This window comes from Amphritea japonica ATCC BAA-1530 (genome assembly GCF_016592435.1).
In the GTDB taxonomy this organism is placed as follows: domain Bacteria; phylum Pseudomonadota; class Gammaproteobacteria; order Pseudomonadales; family Balneatricaceae; genus Amphritea; species Amphritea japonica.
The window spans coordinates 1,330,306-1,348,592 of record NZ_AP014545.1; the positions used below are offsets into that span (position 1 = coordinate 1,330,306).

Sequence of the window (18,287 nt, forward strand, 5' to 3'; positions counted from 1 at the left end):
TAAAACTTTGATCGCATTTTAGACGTAGTTATATCAAATGCCAATGTTATTTAGATGAAATATTTGTAAAGAAGAGTAAAGGTTGCCTTTACGGGTTGGTACTGAAAGGGAAAATGTTGCTATCTAAGTGGCTTAAAGTTGGTGTTGTCCCGGACAGGGCATAAAAAAGCCGGGCGTAGCCCGGCTTTCAGCAATGGACGTTCTTACTTTTCCAGTGCGGTTTTAATGCGGCTTATCGCATCTTCCAATATATCCAGGGAAGTGGCGAAAGACAGACGCATATTGCCAGGTGCACCAAAAGCAGAACCCGGTACCAGCGCAACGCCAGCTTCCTGAAGCAGAAACTCTGCAAGATCAATATCGTTAGCAAATTTGTCGTTGCTGTCGATGACCTGTTGGAAACTTGGAAATGCATAGAAGGTTCCATCGGCAGGGATACAGTCGACCCCTTCGATTTCATTCAACTTTTCTAATACAAAGTCATGACGCTGTTTGAAAGCCCGAACCATCTCTTTCACACACTCCTGATCGCCTTCCAGTGCAGCTTGTGCTGCTACCTGGGAGATAGACGTAGGATTTGATGTGCTTTGAGACTGGATCTTCTTCATCGCGCCGATCAGCTTAGCAGGACCCGCAGCGTAGCCGATACGCCAGCCTGTCATCGAATACGCTTTCGATACACCGTTAAGTACGATAGTACGATCGTAGAGCTCTGGACAGACATTTAGAATGTTAATGAATGGCGTATCCGTAAAGAGGATATGCTCATACATGTCATCGGTAGCAACCAACACCTGTGGGTATTTTACCAGTACATCGCCTAACGCTTTCAGCTCTGCTTCTGTGTACGCAACACCGGTCGGATTCGACGGGCTGTTGAGTACCAATAACTTGGTTTTATCTGTTATCGATTCTTCCAGTTGAGCCGCTGTGATTTTAAAGCGAGCTTCCTGTGCGGTTGTTACGATAACCGGTACACCTTCGCCCATCAGCACCATGTCGGGGTAAGAAACCCAGTATGGCGCCGGGATAATTACCTCATCACCCGAATTCAGTAACGCCAGAGACAGGTTGAAAAAGCTCTGCTTACCGCCGCAGGACACCAGAATCTGATTAGCTTCATAGTCAAAGCCGTTATCGCGTTTGAACTTCTCAATAATGGCTTTTTTCAGAGCCGGTGTGCCATCAACAGCAGTATATTTAGTGAAACCGTTGTTGAGTGCTTCAATAGCAGCGTTTTTAATATGGTCAGGGGTGTCGAAATCAGGTTCGCCGGCACCCAGGCCGATAATGTTTTTGCCTGCCGCCCGCAATTCAGCAGCACGGTTAGTCACTGCCAGTGTCGGGGAAGGTTTAATGCTGTTAACGCGATCGGAGAGTTGCATTGTCCTAGCCATTTCCTCTGAAAAAAATGTGGCGTGGCGCCACGGTGTATTCAACCGGCAAATAATACCGGAAATGGGGTTGCGTAAAAATCCCTTTCATTGATGAAAAGTGATAAAAATCGTATTTATTTCAAGAAAGTTACGACTTTTTATGATTTCTGTTGTTTTACGCTGATAGTGAGATTCAGTCAGCAGAAAAAATTTCATACGGGTATAATAGTCCGCTTCCATTTTTTTGTCGTACAGATCACTTATGAAACAGCGTTTTCAGGTTCAGTCTAAGTTTCAGCCTGCGGGTGACCAGCCAGCCGCTATCGATGGTTTGGTTAAGGGAATTCATGCCGGTTTGGCGTCTCAAACCCTGCTTGGGGTAACCGGATCGGGTAAAACCTTTACGATTGCTAATGTGGTTGCTGAATTGCAGCGCCCGACCATTGTACTGGCGCATAACAAAACGCTGGCTGCGCAATTATATGGTGAATTTCGCGATTTTTTCCCCAATAACGCGGTGGAGTATTTCGTATCTTATTACGACTATTATCAGCCTGAAGCTTATGTTCCTTCATCAGATACTTTCATCGATAAAGATGCTTCGATCAATGAACATATTGAACAGATGCGACTGTCGGCGACTAAGGCGTTGTTGGAGCGCGAAGATGCGATTATAGTCGCCACTGTTTCGTCGATCTATGGACTGGGTGATCCTCAGGCCTATCTTGGGATGATGCTACACCTGGATCGGGGTGATCAGGCAGATCAACGTGCGATTCTGCGTCGGTTGGCTGAACTGCAGTACACTCGCAACGATGTTGAGTTGCATCGGGCCACTTATCGAGTGCGTGGTGATGTGATTGATGTTTTTCCTGCAGAGTCTGAAAAAGAAGCAGTGCGGATTGAGATCTTTGACGACGAAATTGAAAACCTGAGTTATTTTGATCCTTTGACCGGAGAGGTTCTGCGCCGGGTGCCCAGAGCGACTATCTATCCGAAATCACATTACGTTACGCCGAGAGAAACCTTGGTAGCGGCAGTGGATAAGATTAAGGATGAGCTGCATGCCCGCCTCAAACAGCTACGGGACCATGACAAGTTAGTTGAGGCTCAGCGTTTGGAACAGCGAACGTTGTATGATATTGAGATGATTATGGAGCTGGGATATTGCTCTGGAATCGAGAATTACTCCCGCTATTTGTCCGGACGGGATCCGGGCAACGCGCCACCAACACTGTTTGATTATCTGCCGGATGATGCCTTGGTGGTCATTGATGAATCCCATGTCACTATTCCTCAGTTAGGTGCGATGTATAAAGGTGACCGTTCGCGTAAAGAAACCTTGGTGGAATATGGTTTTCGTCTGCCTTCGGCGCTGGATAATCGGCCGATGAAGTTTGAAGAGTGGGAGATTCAGGCGCCGCAAATGGTTTTTGTTTCGGCAACGCCTGGGAAATATGAAGCCGCTCAGGCGGGACAGGTTGTTGAACAGTTAGTCCGGCCAACCGGCTTGCTTGATCCTATTGTCGAAGTGCGCCCGGCCAAAACCCAGGTTGATGACCTGCTCGGCGAGATAAACCTGGTTGCTGGCCGGGGAGAGCGGGTGGTTGTAACTGTACTGACCAAGCGTATGGCTGAAGATCTGACTGATTACTTAGCAGAACATGGAGTACGGGTGCGTTACCTGCACTCTGATATTGATACCGTAGAACGGGTCGAAATTATTCGTGACCTGCGCATTGGTGAGTTCGATGTATTAGTCGGTATTAACCTGTTGCGGGAAGGTATCGATATGCCGGAAGTTGGCCTGGTTACTATTCTGGATGCCGACAAAGAGGGCTTCCTGCGTTCAGAAACTTCAATGATTCAAACGATTGGCCGGGCGGCACGAAATATTAATGGTCGGGCTATTCTCTATGCTGACCGTATTACCGGCTCGATGCAAAGGGCGATGGACGAAACCGAGCGTCGCCGAGAGGCACAGATTTTACATAACGAGAAGCACGGTATTGTGCCTGTTGGTATTAAAAAATCGGTTGCCGATATTATGGAAGGTGCATCGGCGATTCCAGGGCGGAAAACTAAAACTGGTCGTAAAGTGGCAGAGCCTGCTGCTGAATATGAGATTGATCCTCGTAAACTGAGTTCAGCTGAACTGGCTAAGACGATGAGTCGTCTGGAAGATAAGATGTATGAAGCGGCGAAGAATCTTGAGTTTGAGAAGGCGGGTCATTATCGGGATCAGTTGGAAAAACTTAAACACAGCGGCCTATGATGTGCCTGATACAGGCAGCCGTATTTCAAAGCAAGTTCCTTTACCCTGAGCGCTTGTGACGCTGATTACACCTTTATGGTCTGTTATTATTCCGTAGACGATAGATAGTCCCATCCCAGTGCCCTGGCCAACGGGTTTAGTTGTGAAAAAAGGGTCAAAAACCTTTTTGCAGGTCTGCTCATCCATGCCGCACCCATTATCTTTGATACGAATAATGATCTCATCATTCTGAGAGGTGGCTGAGATAAAAATTTGCGGGTTCTGGGTTTTCTCCAAAGCTTGTTTAGCGTTGATTAACAGGTTTAGGAAGACCTGATTTAACTCGCCGGGGTTGCAGTCAGCTAAAGGTAGTGGATCGATCATACAGTTCACGGTGATACGGTCATTCAATTCACTTTGGAGGATTTTTAATGTGCTGTTGAGGCCGGCTACCAGATCGGCTTTGGCTCTTTCAGAGTCCTGACTGTGAGAGAAGTGACGGAGATTCTGAACAATTTCCCTCAGTCGTATCAGGCCTTCTTCCGTATCGGTAAAGAGCTCTTTCGTATCTTCCTGTATAAATACCAGATCCTGCTCATCCAGAAGCCTCTGAAGTTGATCTGATTCTGCTGAAGGTAAGCTTTGTTGGTTCTGCCATTGGAGACTGAGCTGCAACAGTGCATTATATGAATGAATATAGTGGCGCAGGCTTTCCATATTGCTTAGAACAAATGCCAGCGGATTGTTAATCTCATGAGCAATACCCGCCGACAGAGTTCCCAGTGTGGCAAGCTTTTCATTTCGTAGCATCAGGCTTTGTTGTTCTTTAAGTTTGTTATTTGTATTTAGTAGCTCGTTATTAAGCTTAAAAAGCTCTCTGGATTTATCTTCAAGCAGTTGCTCTGCTGCCTGGCGGGCTTTCTTTTCTCGACGGAAGGCTTCCTGATAGGCTGTATCCTGGCTCATACATCGTCTCCTAAGGTATTAAACCGGACGATTAAATCACAATGATCATGACCTTTATGCAGGCAGCGTGGGTGTTCTAACGTGATGGCTGTTTTGTAGTGTAGGGCGGCGCCACGAATCAGACCTTCTGCGAGAATGCAGAGCTGGCGTGGAGACCGGTATTCCATGAGCAGTGTCTGATCATCGATATCTTTGCATGCAAAGGTTGGCAGGTTGGGGTTTTCGTAAAGTTTACGTACTTCAACATGAATCACTTCATCGACACTTTTTAGAAAACCGCGGAGCGTGTTTTCCTGCTCAATAAAAATGGGATAACGATCCGCAAGCTGACTGAACAGATACTGTCCAAACAAGCCGATCACCTCAGCATCAGGTAATTCCAGTTTAGATGAAACCGCACCCACTAACGCCATTAGATCTTCATCGGGATAACTTTTTCCTGCAGTATAAACGCCCTCATTACCGAGCTCAGATAAAATGGTATTCCAGGTTTGCATACCACAGCGTTGTTCAACCAGTTCTTCGAGAATGTTGAAAATAACACCCTTCATAAAGTTTGCTCCTGACAATAAATGTCACAAATGTCACATATGTCTTAAATGTAGTCTATGCTGAGTCTAATGCAAATAAGAGATTAGGTTGTATGAAAACTCTTACCAGCGGAGACATCGCTAATTATCTAGATGTAACTCAGAGAACGGTTATACGTTGGATTAACAGCGGGCAACTTAAAGGATTCAAGCTTCCCGGACGGGGGAATAATCGAATTCAGGTAGTTGATTTTATAGGTTTTCTTAAAGAAAACGGAATGCCGATACCTGATCAATTACAACAGGAAGTTAATTCCATTTCAGCGAATGTTTTACTGATTGATGATGAGCCTGCCGTCATTCGAGCGATGACCAGAGCATTGAAACCATTAAATCAGAAGATATACAGCGCTTCAGATGGCTTTCATGCCGGTTTGCTTTTGCAGCAACTTCAACCAGCCATTGTTGTGCTGGATCTGAACATGCCGGGTATGGATGGTTTTTCTGTGATCAGGCACATCAGAGATGAGCAGAAAAATTCGACTATTCGTATTTTAGTTGTTTCAGCGTTGGCTGATCAGCAGTTAGATCATGCTATTGCGATTGGTGCCGATGCTGTTTTGTCAAAACCATTTTCTAATGCTCAGTTACGCAAGACTATCTCTGAATGGTTAGACCCAACAGTTGGCATATAAAGGATATATTTATGGATTATGCGGATCGTTCTATATTGCTGGTGGATGATGAAAAAGCGGTGCTTAATTCGCTAAAACGGTTACTCAGGCCTCTACGCTGTCGGGTGATGACGGCTGAATCAGCGGAAGATGGGTTGGCACTGTTAGGGCAGCAACCGGTAGATCTTGTTATCAGTGATATGCGGATGCCGGAAATGAGTGGAGAGGTATTTTTGCAGAAGGTAGCGGAGCGCTGGCCTGAGATTGAACGCATTGTCATGACTGGCTTTTCAGATACTCAGAGCACTATTGATGCCATAAATAAAGGAAAAATTAGCCGTTTCCTCATGAAACCCTGGCAGGATGAAGATGTTCTTAAAGTGGTAAAGAAGGGTTTTGAGCTTGCTCAGCTGAGAGAGCAAAACGCTGTCTTACAGCAACTGACAGAGAAGAAAAAGAAAGAGCTTGAGGCACTGAATACTGAATTAGAAGATAAAGTTAAGCTGCGCACAGAACAACTGGAAGCCAGCCACCTTAAACTTATCTCTAATTATCGTTCCATGGTGCGAATGTTTTCTGCAATTACTGCTCGTCGCCTGGGTCAAGACAGCCATAAAGGCGTGCAACTCAATAGTCTTTTGATTCGAACTGCGCGACTTACGCCATTAACCGGAAAGGCTTTAAAGCAGCTTTATTATGCCTGGCAGTTGCGCAACATCGGAAAGCTGAGCTTTGCAGATGAACTGATACAGCAGCCTTATGTGACACTTGCGGCAAACAAACAGCGGCAGTTTCAACAGCATCCACTAAGGGCACAGGCTGCGACTGTACTGGTTGCTCCTCTGTTTCCAGCGGGTGAAATTATTGTTCAGCATAAAGAGTATCTGGATGGCTCGGGTTATCCAAAGGGCCTTAAAGGGGAACAAATTAGCTACAGTGCTCAGTTGCTTTGCGTTGTTAATGATTATGTAGAACTGATCTCTGGTCACTATCAAAAACGCCCCTACAGTAGCCATGAAGCGTTTTCCTATCTGAAAGAGTTCGCCGCCGAACGATATAATGCTGACATTGTTGAGCTCTTGGGTACTGTCATAGATCAGTTAGTTGCAGAAGGAGAAGTAACCCATGAGCAATGTCTGACGACCAGTGCGCTTGTTCCCGGCATGGTGCTCAGTCGTGACCTACTGACAATACAAGATGTTCTGCTGTTAGGGGCGGGTCAGATGCTGGATAGCTCCGCTATAGCACGTCTGTCAGAGATGGAGCTGAATCTTGAGGAACAGTTTGAAGTGTTTGTGCGACAGGAGGTTGATTAAATGACAGGAAAGATACTGTTGATTGATGATGATCCTGCTATTTTGCGGGCTTTGAAACGATTATTAAGGCCTAGTGTTGAGAAACTTAAGTTAGAGGTTTTTTCAACCTCAGATGCGCAAGACGCATTGCAACTGGCGCAGCAGGAAAAACCAGAGCTCATAATATGTGATCAGCGGATGCCAGAGGTTTTAGGTACTGAACTGTTGCGAGATATTTCAGCGCTGGGTTTGTCAGCGCAGCATTATATTGTCAGTGGTTATGCGGACTTTGATCAGATTACCGAGGCCTTTAATCAAGGCATTATTCATCAGTTTATCGCTAAACCCTGGGATGAACATCAGCTCCTGCACAGTGTCGATCAGCTGTTTAATATCCAGAACGTTTCTAAGAAAATAGGCAATAGTCCTGCTGTGTTATTTCATGGCATGTTGAGTGAAGAGCCTAAAATGCTGGAGGTCTTTCAGCAGCTGACACGCCTTTCTAATGCCAATGCGCCGATAAATCTGTCGGGTGAAACCGGTACAGGCAAGGAGCTGGCGGCGCGGGCGATTCATTTTGAAAGCCATCGACGAGATAAATCATTTGTTGCCGTAAATTGCGCTAATTTTACCGATCAGATGATGGAAGCTGAATTGTTCGGACACAGGAAGGGGGCTTTTACCGGCGCTGTAGAAGATCGGACGGGGCTTTTGCAGGAAGCTGATGGAGGGACTTTATTTCTTGATGAGGTAACGACACTGCCGTTGGCATTGCAGGCGAAGTTACTCAGGGTGTTGCAGGAACGGCGTTTTCGACCGGTCGGCGGGAATCAAGAGTATAGTTTCGATGTACAATTAATATCTGCATCATCGCAGTCTATTCAAGATGCAGTCGCTACCGGGGCATTCAGGCCAGACCTTCAGTATCGTCTTGAGGTTTTGCCTGTACATATTCCGCCTTTGCGGCAACGACCAAATGATGTTATCCCGTTACTACGTTTCTTTCTTAATCAGCTAATGTTGCCTGAAGAGATGGGCCTGACTGAACGGTTGAAGAGTCAGTTGAAAGAGTACTCATGGCCCGGCAACGTTCGTCAGCTATATAACGTGGCACAGTATCTTGCCGCTATGTGTGATAGGCGTCAGGATGAAATTGATATCGATCTGTTACCGCAGCACATCCTCTGTATCGATTGTTCGGAGCGGCAGGAAGAGTCTGCTGATCGTCTAAAGCCATTGCAGCAATTAGATGTGACTGAGCTGCAACAATTATTGGATAAGCACCAGGGTAACCGCACAGCAACGGCTGAATCGCTTGGAATTAGCCGCATGACACTCTGGCGGCGTATGAAAGAGCTGGCTGTTGATTGACTACTATCACCTGCATTAAGCCGCCCTGTTAAGGCGGCTTTTTTATGCCCGTTTTAAAGTCTTTTCTGGTGTAACAAATGGTGTAACAGCTGTAACAGGTGATACGTAATCTTCTGTAACAGTCACCGCCTCTTTGAATGTATAAATCCCTTAACCTTATGAAATATAAGAATAAAAATTACTTGGCACAGGTTATGTATAGTCTTGTATGTAAACGGCGACAGTCAGCTTGCTGTTTGCAAGACAATAATAACTTAGGGGGATCTTCCCATGAAAATGTTCAAAAAAATTCTGCTTGTTTCTGTTGTTTCTTCTCTGATCAGTGGTCACGCCTTAGCGGCAAATCTGGACAGTGATTCCGCGACAGTCAGTATGGCTGTTTCCCAGTATGCCGCGTTGACAGGACTGGACGATTTTGTCCTTTCGACAACTGATACCGATGGTGCCGCCGGTGCTGTGTATTCGGGTAGCGATTCATTTAATCTGGAATCAAATGCTCAGGTACGGGTTAGTCTTTCAGGTGGTGACCTGAGTAATGGTACAGACTCTGTTTCAACCAGTTACTCAATGGATGATGGCGGAACTACCTTTGATACAACAGCCGACTCGGTGCACAACGCCACCCATAGTGTTGCCGCATCAGCCACACTTGGCGCTATTTCTGCTCAGAAAGCCGGTGCCTACTCAACCGTTATTACTTTGACTGTTGCAGCGTTATAAGAGTGGCCGTAAGGCGGCCTCCGGGTCGCCACTTATCTCTGGTAAATCTTTGGTGAAATTAAGGTCGCTTGCAGGAGGCTTAGCATGAAATATTCCAGGGTATTGCTGATTGTGTGGTTGTTCACAGCGCGAAGTTTTGCAGCCGAATTTGCTGTATCACCAATGATGATTGAGTTGGAAAGCTCTCCCAGAGTGAGTGAAAACTTCAGTTTTCAGGTATTCGGAAAAACCGCGGGTCAGGTAAAAATAACGACCTGGGATATGGAGCAGCAACTCACTGGTCATATGGGATTTGTTGAGGTTAATGGTGATAAGGAAAAGCTTTCAAGTTGGGTGCTGCTGGATAATCCGACGTTTAGTGTGAAAAAAGATGAGTCGGTGGAAGTGACTGGCAAAGTAACTATTCCCCCTTGGGCCAATGGCAGTTATCACACTGCAGTGATGGTGGAAGAAGCACGCGCGCCAGATGCACAAGGTGTCGTAGTGAATGTGCGCTACGCGGTTATTCTTAATATTCGCGTGGAGGGAAAAAAGTCGCGTATTAGCTCTAGTTTCACTGATTTGCGTTTAATTGATCAGGATGGCGAGTTTTATATCGCAGGCAGGTTTATCAATAATTCAAATCGGGATTATCGACTCAGCTCAAAAGTACAGCTACGCAGTGATGATAATAAATTGCTGGGGAGAGTCTTACTTAAAACTCAGTCGGCCTGGCAGAGAGGCGATGAAGCGTCAAGGGTCTTTCCTGGGGCAGAAGTAGAAGTCTTCGGGCTGCTGACTAAATCATTACCTGCGGGAAATTATCAGGCGATGGTGCGTAACCGATTTGGTGGCCGACACCAGCCAACCTGGCGGAGCCCGCTGAGCGTGACGACTGAGATGGCAAAAGGTATGCAGGGTGATACAAAAGCTTTACCTGAGGGGGTCGCTTTGGTGCGTGATCCGGTACTGAAAGTTAGGCGTGGCGGTTATGCGACGACATCGGTGATGCTGGTAAATAATCAGGATAAGGCGGTTGAAGTTCGCTTTCCTACCACTGCAGATCAGGGGCTCCTGAGCGAGTATCGATTTACCCCTGAAGTATTAAAGCTGGAGCCCAGTCAGCGGGGTATGGCAATACTAAATCAGAAATACAAAGATGAGCGTGATGTTCAACCCGTTAAGTACCTGGCACAGGTTGTAGGAGGTGAGCAGGTCGAGTGGCTTGAGATACCGACTCAGTTGTGAGGGTGCGATGATGAACAGAATACTGAAGCATATATGGGGCTTGATAATCTGCGTCGGGTTGTCTGGTTGTATTAACCAGGCCAGCTTACAGCAACAGATTGACGATGCTCCCTCCGCAATCTCTCAGGCAGAGTTACAACCCACACTTAGCCAGCGTTTACAGACTGAAGTAACGCCTGAACAGGCTGCATTGTATCGTTTTAATCGCCAACAGCTGAGTCTGGAGCAAAAGCAGCCGCCAGCCGCCGTGCCTGAGCGTCCAAGAGCCCAATGTGTACCGCATCCCCGGGGAGTGAAGACTAATCATCTTCGTAAACTGGATCTGGCTTTTTTTGAGATGCCCCTGCGTGATGCGCTGGTGGAAGTAAGTGTTATGAGCGGCGTACCAATTGTGATTGGTGAAAATGTTGATGGATTGATTACGGTAAATATCAGCGGTGTTAGTTTTGATGATGCCCTGGAGGTTATGCTGAGTGGCGGGGATATCTCATATCGAAAAATGGAACGGCATATTTTAGTCGGGAGTGCCCGGCCCGACTCTCCAGTTTTTCATAAATTGGCGATTAGTTGTCACTATCGTCCAAGACATACCAAACCGGCGGATTTAGCCGTATCACTGACGCCTTATTTTCAGCAGTTTATCAGTCTTCACAATAATGCGGATTACCTGACTATAACAGCAACGCCAGACACTCTGCGTAAAATACGGAGTCATCTGGATAACTATGATCGTAAGCCGCGACAGCTGTTACTGGAGATGCATATTGTCGAAGTCAGCAGTGACGCAATGGAGCTGCTAGGCGTCGACTGGAACCGTTATGGACGGGACCCTAATACTTCAATGCTACGTCGTTTAGGGACTGCCGAATGGGATGGCTACAAGCCTGATTCTGATCCCTCCGTTTCCTCTCTTTTAACACTGGGTGCTCTGCCCATGCGCACGCTTTCTGATTCGCTAAACTTTCTTCGCACTCAGGGGGAAGCCCAGGTTAAAGCGATGCCCAGTATTGTCACTCTGGATGGAAAAGAAGCGGTGTTTTCATCTATGAATACGGTATGGCTACCCTTTGTTAACGGCGGGGATACAGGGCGCCGGCGTGAGTTAACCTATGGCGTAAACATGAAAGTAGTACCTCGTATAGCGGCTGGCGGGCAGGTGAAACTGGAAATTGTGGATGCGTCAGTGAGTGATTTTACGGAGTCTGATCAGGGAGTACCGCGTATTATTTCGCATTCTATCTCTAATACTGTGCATGTCCGGGATGGTGATTATCTGATACTGGGTGGGTTGTTACAGAAGAAATCCCGACGGGATGGAGAAGGGCTTCCTGTATTGAAAGATGCGCCGGTGGTCGGCAACCTGTTTGGCCAGAAACAACAGTTACTTCAGGAGACAGAAGTTCTGATCATGATTCGGCCAAAAGTGTTGGGCAGTTAGCCTCAGGAGAGCGTAATGAACAATACCAGAGCCTTTATAGTATTGATGCTGACCTCAGTGAACCTTTTCGCTGATGGAAGAGGGGGCGTTGCTCAGAATCAGAATGTTGATGATCAGGCATCGGTGTGTATGACGATTGGGCAGACTGCCAGCCTGACTGGCCTTGATGACTTTTTGTTGGCGACGACTGATATTTCTGGTCAGGCGGGAGCAAAATATACGGGAGGCGATCAGTTTTATCTCGAAAGTAACGGTCCTGTCAGAGTAGAAATACATTCGGGCGCATTGAAAAACAATAACTCCGTACTCATACCTAAATACCTTTTTGATCAACAGTCTCCCGTCCTGAATACTGCTACAGAAGGAGGCCATGGGGCAGAGCATCGTATTGATGCCGAAGTGATGTTAGGTGCGATTTCTGCCCAGCAGGCAGGTGACTATAGTGGTGAACTGGTGTTAGTTGTTGTACCTCAGGTTGGGGGAGAGGGAGGGTGCGGTGAGTTTAGTGTTAGCTACCCAGGTATTGCATCATATGAGACTGGCAGTAGTAGCGGGCAGTGGGCAACCCTGGCATTTGAAGACCTCTATCCAAACCCGGGAGATGCTGATTATAACGATATGGTGCTTCAATTCAGGGTGCAAGAAAACTACAACGCTCAGCAGCAGTTGGAAACTATCCATCTGGACTTTATTCCGTTAGCGCGGGGGGCGGGATATAACCACCGGCTCTATCTGTCTCTGGATGGAACTCTTGATAGTCGCAATGCAACCTATGAAAGTACCCCGGCGTTAGTGGGTGATGCTTCGGTCAAAGTGACGTACAACAATCTGGACTCGGGTGCTTCACAAACTTCATATTTCGATCAGTCTGACGATGTACTCGTATTCCATAATACGCGGTCATCGTTATCTGGCTTTGCAAACGTCTATGCTAACGGCGATCTAACGGCTCCCCGCGTAATGACATCAATCGATATCAGTCTTACCAATCCTGAGCTAAACCCTGCCTCGCAAGCGCTGGCTGGAGGGGAGTTTAATTATCGGCCCTTCCTTTATGTAATGAATACCCGGCAGGATATAGATCTGTCTGAAGTGAACCCTTATAACGGGATGATTGATCAAAATGGTTATCCGTTTGGTTTAATGGTGCCCGTTGATTGGCGCTGGCCTTTGGAAGGGGTGAGTATCGATGTTGCATACCCTTATTTCTCTGAGTATCGTTCCTGGTTGGCGGGTGAAACTGATAATATTTCTGATCAGGCAATGAAGTGGTTTAACTATCCATCTTCAGGCGCAGAAGGAAATCTTATATGGGGAGAGAATAGTTTCACAGAGGGCTTATAAGATAATGACGACCGTTATAGCTGTATAAATAAAGCGCCACAGGCTGTGGCGCTGCAAAGACTTTTTATTCCGATATAGCCTGCTCAGGGGGCTGGAAATCATACCCAAGATCTCGGGCGACCGCTTCATAGGTCACTCTGCCCCGATGAACATTGAGTCCGTTACGCAGGTGTGGGTCGTCCTGCAGTGCTTGTCGATAACCCTTGTTGGCCAGAGCAAGAGCGAAAGGCAGCGTTGCGTTAGTTAGAGCAAACGTAGAGGTACGGGCGACGCCACCGGGCATATTAGCCACACAGTAGTGAATTACGCCATCTACTTCGTAAGTTGGCTCCTGGTGAGTCGTCGCATGGGATGTTTCAAAGCAGCCGCCCTGGTCAATAGCGACATCTACCAGTACCGAGCCATTTTTCATCTTACTCAGCATTGCACGGGTAACCAGTTTAGGTGCCGCTGCACCTGGAATCAGAACCGCCCCGATCACCAAATCAGAGTTCACAACTTCCTGCTCAACAGATTCAGCGTTTGAATATAGTGTCTTAAGCTGCGGGCCGTATTGAGCATCCAGTTCTTTAAGACGTGGTAAGGAGCGATCTACAATAGTGACATCGGCCCCCAGTCCCATCGCCATTCGTGCAGCGTTAATACCGACGACACCACCACCAATAACGGTCACTTTAGCAGGAGCGACACCCGGAACACCGCCGAGCAGAACCCCCAGACCACCTTGTGCTTTTTCAAGTGCATGAGCACCTGCCTGAATAGCCATGCGACCAGCCACTTCACTCATGGGTGCCAGCAGCGGCAGACCACGGTGAGCATCGGTGACAGTTTCGTAAGCGACAGCGACACAGTCAGATTCAACCAGCAGTTTCGTTTGTGCTGGGTCCGGTGCCAGGTGTAGGTAAGTAAACAGTAATTGGCCAGGGCGGAGCATCTTGCACTCATTAGGTTGCGGCTCTTTTACCTTGATAATCATATCAGCAGCAGCAAATATCTCTTCCGGAGTGTCGATCAGTTTAGCGCCAGCCGCTTCATACTGATTATTTGTCAGACCGATTGAAGTGCCTCCATCACGCTGAACAATAACTTCATGACCATTTTCAATCAGTTCACGGACGCCTGCCGGCGTCATTCCGATACGATATTCGTGATTCTTAATCTCTTTAGGGATACCAATCAACATAACGGTTCTCCAGCGGATATTTCTGTGGTTAGTGTATTTCTCTACACTATCATTGGTATTGAATTGTTATCATTTGAATATATTGCATTAATCGATAATAAATTTTGTTTGTTGAATAAAAAATAGGGTTTTGATGTTGCGCTTCTGGTCTGTAAATTGCTAATTTCGGCAGTGCAGCAAAGAAAAGATGAATATTCTTGATATCTATTAAGTATTGTTTGTTTTTTGTACAAGGCCAGTTTTGCTAATTTTCACTGAGAGATCTTCGATCTTATATATGTGGCCGATTGTTGAGAAAAGGGGGTTGCGTCTAAGAGCTAAAACCCTATAATAGCCCTCACTTCAGGACTATAGCTCAGTTGGTTAGAGCACTTGCTCGACATGCAAGGGGTCGTCAGTTCGAATCTGACTAGTCCTACCAGATACAAAAAAAGCCTCGCGAATGCGAGGCTTTTTGCTATCTGGTTGAGGCAGATGAGAACTGACAGTTCGAGCCGAGCGAAGCGAGACAACATTGGAGCTTGCGACGATGGCCCGTAGGGGAATAATCTGACTAGTCCTACCAGATACAAAAAAGCCTCGCGAATGCGGGGCTTTTTGCTATCTGGTTGAGGCAGATGGGAACTGCTATGGTCATATTCAATATGTCACTACAAGCTGACTTTAACGACAGCCGCTTAACTCAAGTCTTTGAAATATTGTCCCGGGGGCTTGCCCAGGGCTTTTTTAAACATTGATACAAAGGCGCTGGGGCTGTGGTAACCCAGATCCAGGGCAACATTGATCACTGAATCACCTTTGCCTAATCGGTTTACTGCTTCGTGTAGCAGCAGCTGCTTACGCCATTGCTGAAAGCTCATCCCGGTCTCTTTGATAAACAGCCTGCTAACGGTGCGCTCGCTGGCTCCGACCAACGCTGACCAGTGAGCCAGACCGGTCCCTGTTTCTGGCTGTTTAATCATGCCCTGCATAATGCGGCGTAGTCGCCGATCGGATGCGCCGGGCAGATGAAGAAGAGAAGGTTTTAGGGCCTGTAGTTCATCCAAAATCACGTGGCAGACCCGGCTGGCTGGACTGTTATCGGCATAGTCTTCGCCAAAATCGGCAACTTTCAGAATCAGTTCTCTTAGCAATGATGATACCTCCACCACACTACACTCTGTCGGAAAACGGTGCAGATATGCGGGGTCGATAAACAGGTGACGGATCTCTGAACTAATCTCCGGACTGACTGAGTGATGGATACCTGCAGGTATCCATACTGCTTGCGATGGCGGTACAACCCAGCTGCCTGCATCGGTAAATACTTTGATAACGCCGGTTGATGCGTAAGCAAGCTGACCTCTGGGGTGGATGTGAAAATCCCATTCCAGTTCTGAAATAATCAGGCTCTGTAAACCGAGAATGGGTAACGCGGCGTCTATTTTATAACCCAGGGTCGAGCGATAGCGTTTGCGAAGTGATGTGGCGTTATCTGTCATGATGTCCGAAATTAAACATTAATTGGCATATTATCGACTTAAAACATAATTGGGTTTTGGCACAATAGCCAGTATCAATTTCGTTTGAGCACCTGCTATGAAGATTCAACTTGATCGTTCCCAGTGGTTGGCCCTGTTTTTAATTCCATCCCTGTCCTCTTTGCTACTGTTCAGTCCGGCGGTGGCGGTACTGAATGAACAACAATTGTATTCTGCGTTGTTAATTATTGGCGGTATGGTTTTGTTTGCTACCGGTGCACTGCCTGAATTTGTGTCGGCAATGGTGGTGTTAGTGCTGGCTATGTTGTTAGCTGTTGCACCAGCTGAGGTTGTTTTTTCAGGTCTGACTTCAACCGCCTGCTGGTTGGTTATCTCAGGGCTTGTCATGGGGATAGCGATAAAGGAAACCGGCCTGGCTAAACGTATCGCTGACCGGCTTAGCGGTCATTTTGATAGCAGTTACACAAAGCTGATCAGTGGCATTGTACTAATGGGCATTATGTTGGGTTTTGTTATGCCATCATCGGTAGGGCGGGTGGTGTTATTTATCCCTATTGCATTAGCCATTGCGAAAAGTTGTGGCTTTGAAAAGGGGAGTAACGGCTATATAGGTGTTTTTCTGGCTGCCGCTTTTGGTTGTCATCTGCCGACCTTTGCAATACTTACCGCGAACATTCCGAATCTGATCATGATGGGTACCGCTGAAACCATCTATGGCTGGACCCCCATGTTTGGTGAGTATCTATTGCTGCATTTTCCAGTGCTGGGTATTTTGAAAGGTATACTGTTGATATGGCTTATTCTTAAACTCTTTCCGGATACGCCGGTTCGTTCAGCAGTGATTTCTGACAGTGGACGGCTAAGTCGCACCGAGCTGCGTCTGATCATCATTATGTTGGGTACACTTGGGTTCTGGGTGACCGATTCAATACACCATATTTCATCTGCCTGGATAGGGTTATCTGCGGCCACTATCTTACTGCTGCCCGGTGTCGGTATGGTGTCTCCCAAGAGCTTCAATGAGAATATTAATATCAGTTCTATTCTTGTTCTAGCCGGCTTGTTAGGTATTGCGAGCCTGATTAATTATAACGAACTCAGCCTGCTGGCGGGTGACAAGGTGCTGGGTTGGCTACCTCTGAATCAGGGAGATGATCTGATCAATTTCTTATCGTTGTCACTTACTGCAATGATCACGGGTGTTGTCGCTACGTTGGCGGGGGTATCTGCAACTTTGAGCCCGTTGGCTGAACAGATCAGTCAGATGACCGGGATGAGCATTGAGGCGGTATTGATGACACAGGTTTTTGGCTTCTCAACAGTGGTGTTCACCTATCAATCAGTGCCTTTGATGATGGCGATACCGTTAGCGGGTGTTGAATTAAAACATGTTGCCCGGCTATGCTTGTTTTTAGCGGTGCTGACGGTGCTGCTGTTATTGCCTTTACACTATCTGTGGTGGCAGTTACTGGGTTGGATCTGATGTAAAGGGGGTTATGTTTGGCTGTGATCATACTCGTCTAGTCCCTGTTTACTTAAGGTTGCCTGAGTACGAAACTGCTTAGGTGTCTGGTTAGATAGTCTTTTGAAAAAGCGATTAAAGTAGCCAGGATCATTAAAGCCCAGTTCGTATGCAATTTCGCTGATACTCAGTACGGTGTAGATCAGGTGCCGTTTTGCTTCCAGTAATAATCGATCATGGATGAGTTGCAGGGCGCTACGTTGCACCAGCTGTTGGCACAGATTGTTGAGGTAGGGAGCGGTAATGCCCAACTCTTTGGCGTAGTTTTCCACTTTGCGATGTTCAATGTAATCCCGGTTGATAAGATCAGTATAACGATTGAGATACTCGCTTCTTTTATCCTGAAGATTCCCTGAATAGTGGCGTTGAACGGCGTTGCGTTCTAACCAGATTCCTAAAAGTTGAACCAATGATCCCAACGCTTCAGAACGGCCGCTGATCATAGGTTGGTTATACTCATATTGGATCAGCTCAAGGATCGATTCTAATTGGGGCTGCTCTCGGCGTACCGTCATAATCAGGGTGGATTTAATGACGGATTGTTCTTGCTTAACTGCTTGTTCGACTTTATCCAGCAGAGGGTTAGCAATGGATAATACATAGCCTGAAACGTCTTCTGACCAGAGAAAATCATGCACGCACATCTCTGATATCAAGATGATACAGGGGCCTTTTATTGTGGTTGGATCACCATCCAGATTCGCTTCGCCACTGCCGCTTTTCAGATAGAAGATCTGACTCAGACCATGATGTCGATGGGGCCGAATACTAAACTGATGTACTCGGCTGCGGGTGATAAGGGATTCGCAATGTAGCAGGTCGGGAGTGACTTGCTGCTCATGCTCACCATAAAACTGAATTGTAGGTATAAGTTTCTTTTCTATAGCCATTAGTTTTCTATTCTAT

Annotated in this window: 15 protein-coding genes and 1 tRNA gene; 10 read left to right on the forward strand and 6 right to left on the reverse strand. The window is 46.8% G+C overall.

Annotation, left to right across the window (positions count from 1 at the left end; all coding sequences use genetic code 11):
* Positions 1 to 203: 203 nt before the first annotated feature.
* Complete coding sequence (locus AMJAP_RS06105) at positions 204 to 1,385, reverse strand: pyridoxal phosphate-dependent aminotransferase (protein ID WP_019621359.1); 1,182 nt, start codon at positions 1,383 to 1,385, stop codon at positions 204 to 206.
* Positions 1,386 to 1,638: 253 nt separating this feature from the next.
* Between AMJAP_RS06105 and uvrB the strand changes: the two genes are divergently transcribed.
* Positions 1,639 to 3,651: an excinuclease ABC subunit UvrB gene (gene uvrB / locus AMJAP_RS06110; RefSeq protein WP_019621361.1), complete on the forward strand. Its 2,013-nt coding sequence runs from the start codon at positions 1,639 to 1,641 to the stop codon at positions 3,649 to 3,651.
* Here uvrB and AMJAP_RS06115 read toward each other — a convergent pair.
* Both AMJAP_RS06115 and AMJAP_RS06120 read right to left on the reverse strand, forming a co-directional pair.
* On the reverse strand, positions 3,646 to 4,596 hold the full coding sequence (locus tag AMJAP_RS06115; RefSeq protein ID WP_019621362.1) for a sensor histidine kinase: 951 nt from the start codon (positions 4,594 to 4,596) through the stop codon (positions 3,646 to 3,648). The two genes, uvrB and AMJAP_RS06115, sit on opposite strands and share 6 nt — an antisense overlap.
* On the reverse strand, positions 4,593 to 5,147 hold the full coding sequence (locus AMJAP_RS06120; protein WP_019621363.1) for a heme NO-binding domain-containing protein: 555 nt from the start codon (positions 5,145 to 5,147) through the stop codon (positions 4,593 to 4,595). Before AMJAP_RS06120 ends, AMJAP_RS06115 begins: the two co-directional genes overlap by 4 nt.
* A 92-nt stretch (positions 5,148 to 5,239) precedes the next feature.
* On the opposite strand from AMJAP_RS06120, the gene AMJAP_RS06125 reads away from it, so the two are divergent.
* From AMJAP_RS06125 to AMJAP_RS06155, 7 genes are all read left to right on the forward strand, one after another.
* The gene (locus AMJAP_RS06125) at positions 5,240 to 5,821 is read left to right on the forward strand and encodes a response regulator (RefSeq protein ID WP_019621364.1); all 582 of its coding nucleotides are present in this window, start codon (positions 5,240 to 5,242) and stop codon (positions 5,819 to 5,821) included.
* 11 nt (positions 5,822 to 5,832) lie between these two features.
* Positions 5,833 to 7,116: a response regulator c-di-GMP phosphodiesterase, NosR family gene (locus AMJAP_RS06130; RefSeq protein WP_019621365.1), complete on the forward strand. Its 1,284-nt coding sequence runs from the start codon at positions 5,833 to 5,835 to the stop codon at positions 7,114 to 7,116.
* Positions 7,117 to 8,466: a sigma-54-dependent transcriptional regulator gene (locus tag AMJAP_RS06135; protein ID WP_019621366.1), complete on the forward strand. Its 1,350-nt coding sequence runs from the start codon at positions 7,117 to 7,119 to the stop codon at positions 8,464 to 8,466.
* Positions 8,467 to 8,736: 270 nt separating this feature from the next.
* A complete protein-coding gene (locus AMJAP_RS06140; protein ID WP_019621367.1) occupies positions 8,737 to 9,186 on the forward strand; it encodes a hypothetical protein in 450 nt (149 codons plus the stop codon).
* An 84-nt stretch (positions 9,187 to 9,270) separates the two neighbouring features.
* Positions 9,271 to 10,413, forward strand: coding sequence for a hypothetical protein (locus AMJAP_RS06145; RefSeq protein ID WP_019621368.1), 1,143 nt, complete (start codon positions 9,271 to 9,273; stop codon positions 10,411 to 10,413).
* 7 nt (positions 10,414 to 10,420) lie between these two features.
* A complete protein-coding gene (locus tag AMJAP_RS06150; protein WP_083935304.1) occupies positions 10,421 to 11,851 on the forward strand; it encodes a hypothetical protein in 1,431 nt (476 codons plus the stop codon).
* 15 nt (positions 11,852 to 11,866) lie between these two features.
* Positions 11,867 to 13,195: an LruC domain-containing protein gene (locus AMJAP_RS06155; protein ID WP_019621370.1), complete on the forward strand. Its 1,329-nt coding sequence runs from the start codon at positions 11,867 to 11,869 to the stop codon at positions 13,193 to 13,195.
* A 64-nt stretch (positions 13,196 to 13,259) separates the two neighbouring features.
* Here AMJAP_RS06155 and ald read toward each other — a convergent pair whose 3' ends face one another.
* On the reverse strand, positions 13,260 to 14,378 hold the full coding sequence (gene ald, locus AMJAP_RS06160; RefSeq protein ID WP_019621371.1) for an alanine dehydrogenase: 1,119 nt from the start codon (positions 14,376 to 14,378) through the stop codon (positions 13,260 to 13,262).
* 344 nt (positions 14,379 to 14,722) lie between these two features.
* Here ald and AMJAP_RS06165 point away from each other — a divergent pair.
* A tRNA-Val gene (locus tag AMJAP_RS06165) sits at positions 14,723 to 14,799 on the forward strand.
* Positions 14,800 to 15,055: 256 nt separating this feature from the next.
* Here AMJAP_RS06165 and AMJAP_RS06170 read toward each other — a convergent pair.
* Complete coding sequence (locus AMJAP_RS06170; RefSeq protein WP_019621372.1) at positions 15,056 to 15,859, reverse strand: AraC family transcriptional regulator; 804 nt, start codon at positions 15,857 to 15,859, stop codon at positions 15,056 to 15,058.
* A gap of 97 nt (positions 15,860 to 15,956) precedes the next feature.
* Here AMJAP_RS06170 and AMJAP_RS06175 point away from each other — a divergent pair, with 97 nt between their 5' ends.
* Entirely contained in the window at positions 15,957 to 17,342 is a 1,386-nt protein-coding gene (locus AMJAP_RS06175) for an SLC13 family permease (RefSeq protein ID WP_019621373.1), read from the forward strand.
* 11 nt (positions 17,343 to 17,353) lie between these two features.
* Here AMJAP_RS06175 and AMJAP_RS06180 read toward each other — a convergent pair whose 3' ends face one another.
* Positions 17,354 to 18,271, reverse strand: coding sequence for a helix-turn-helix domain-containing protein (locus tag AMJAP_RS06180; RefSeq protein WP_019621374.1), 918 nt, complete (start codon positions 18,269 to 18,271; stop codon positions 17,354 to 17,356).
* Positions 18,272 to 18,287 lie beyond the last annotated feature (16 nt).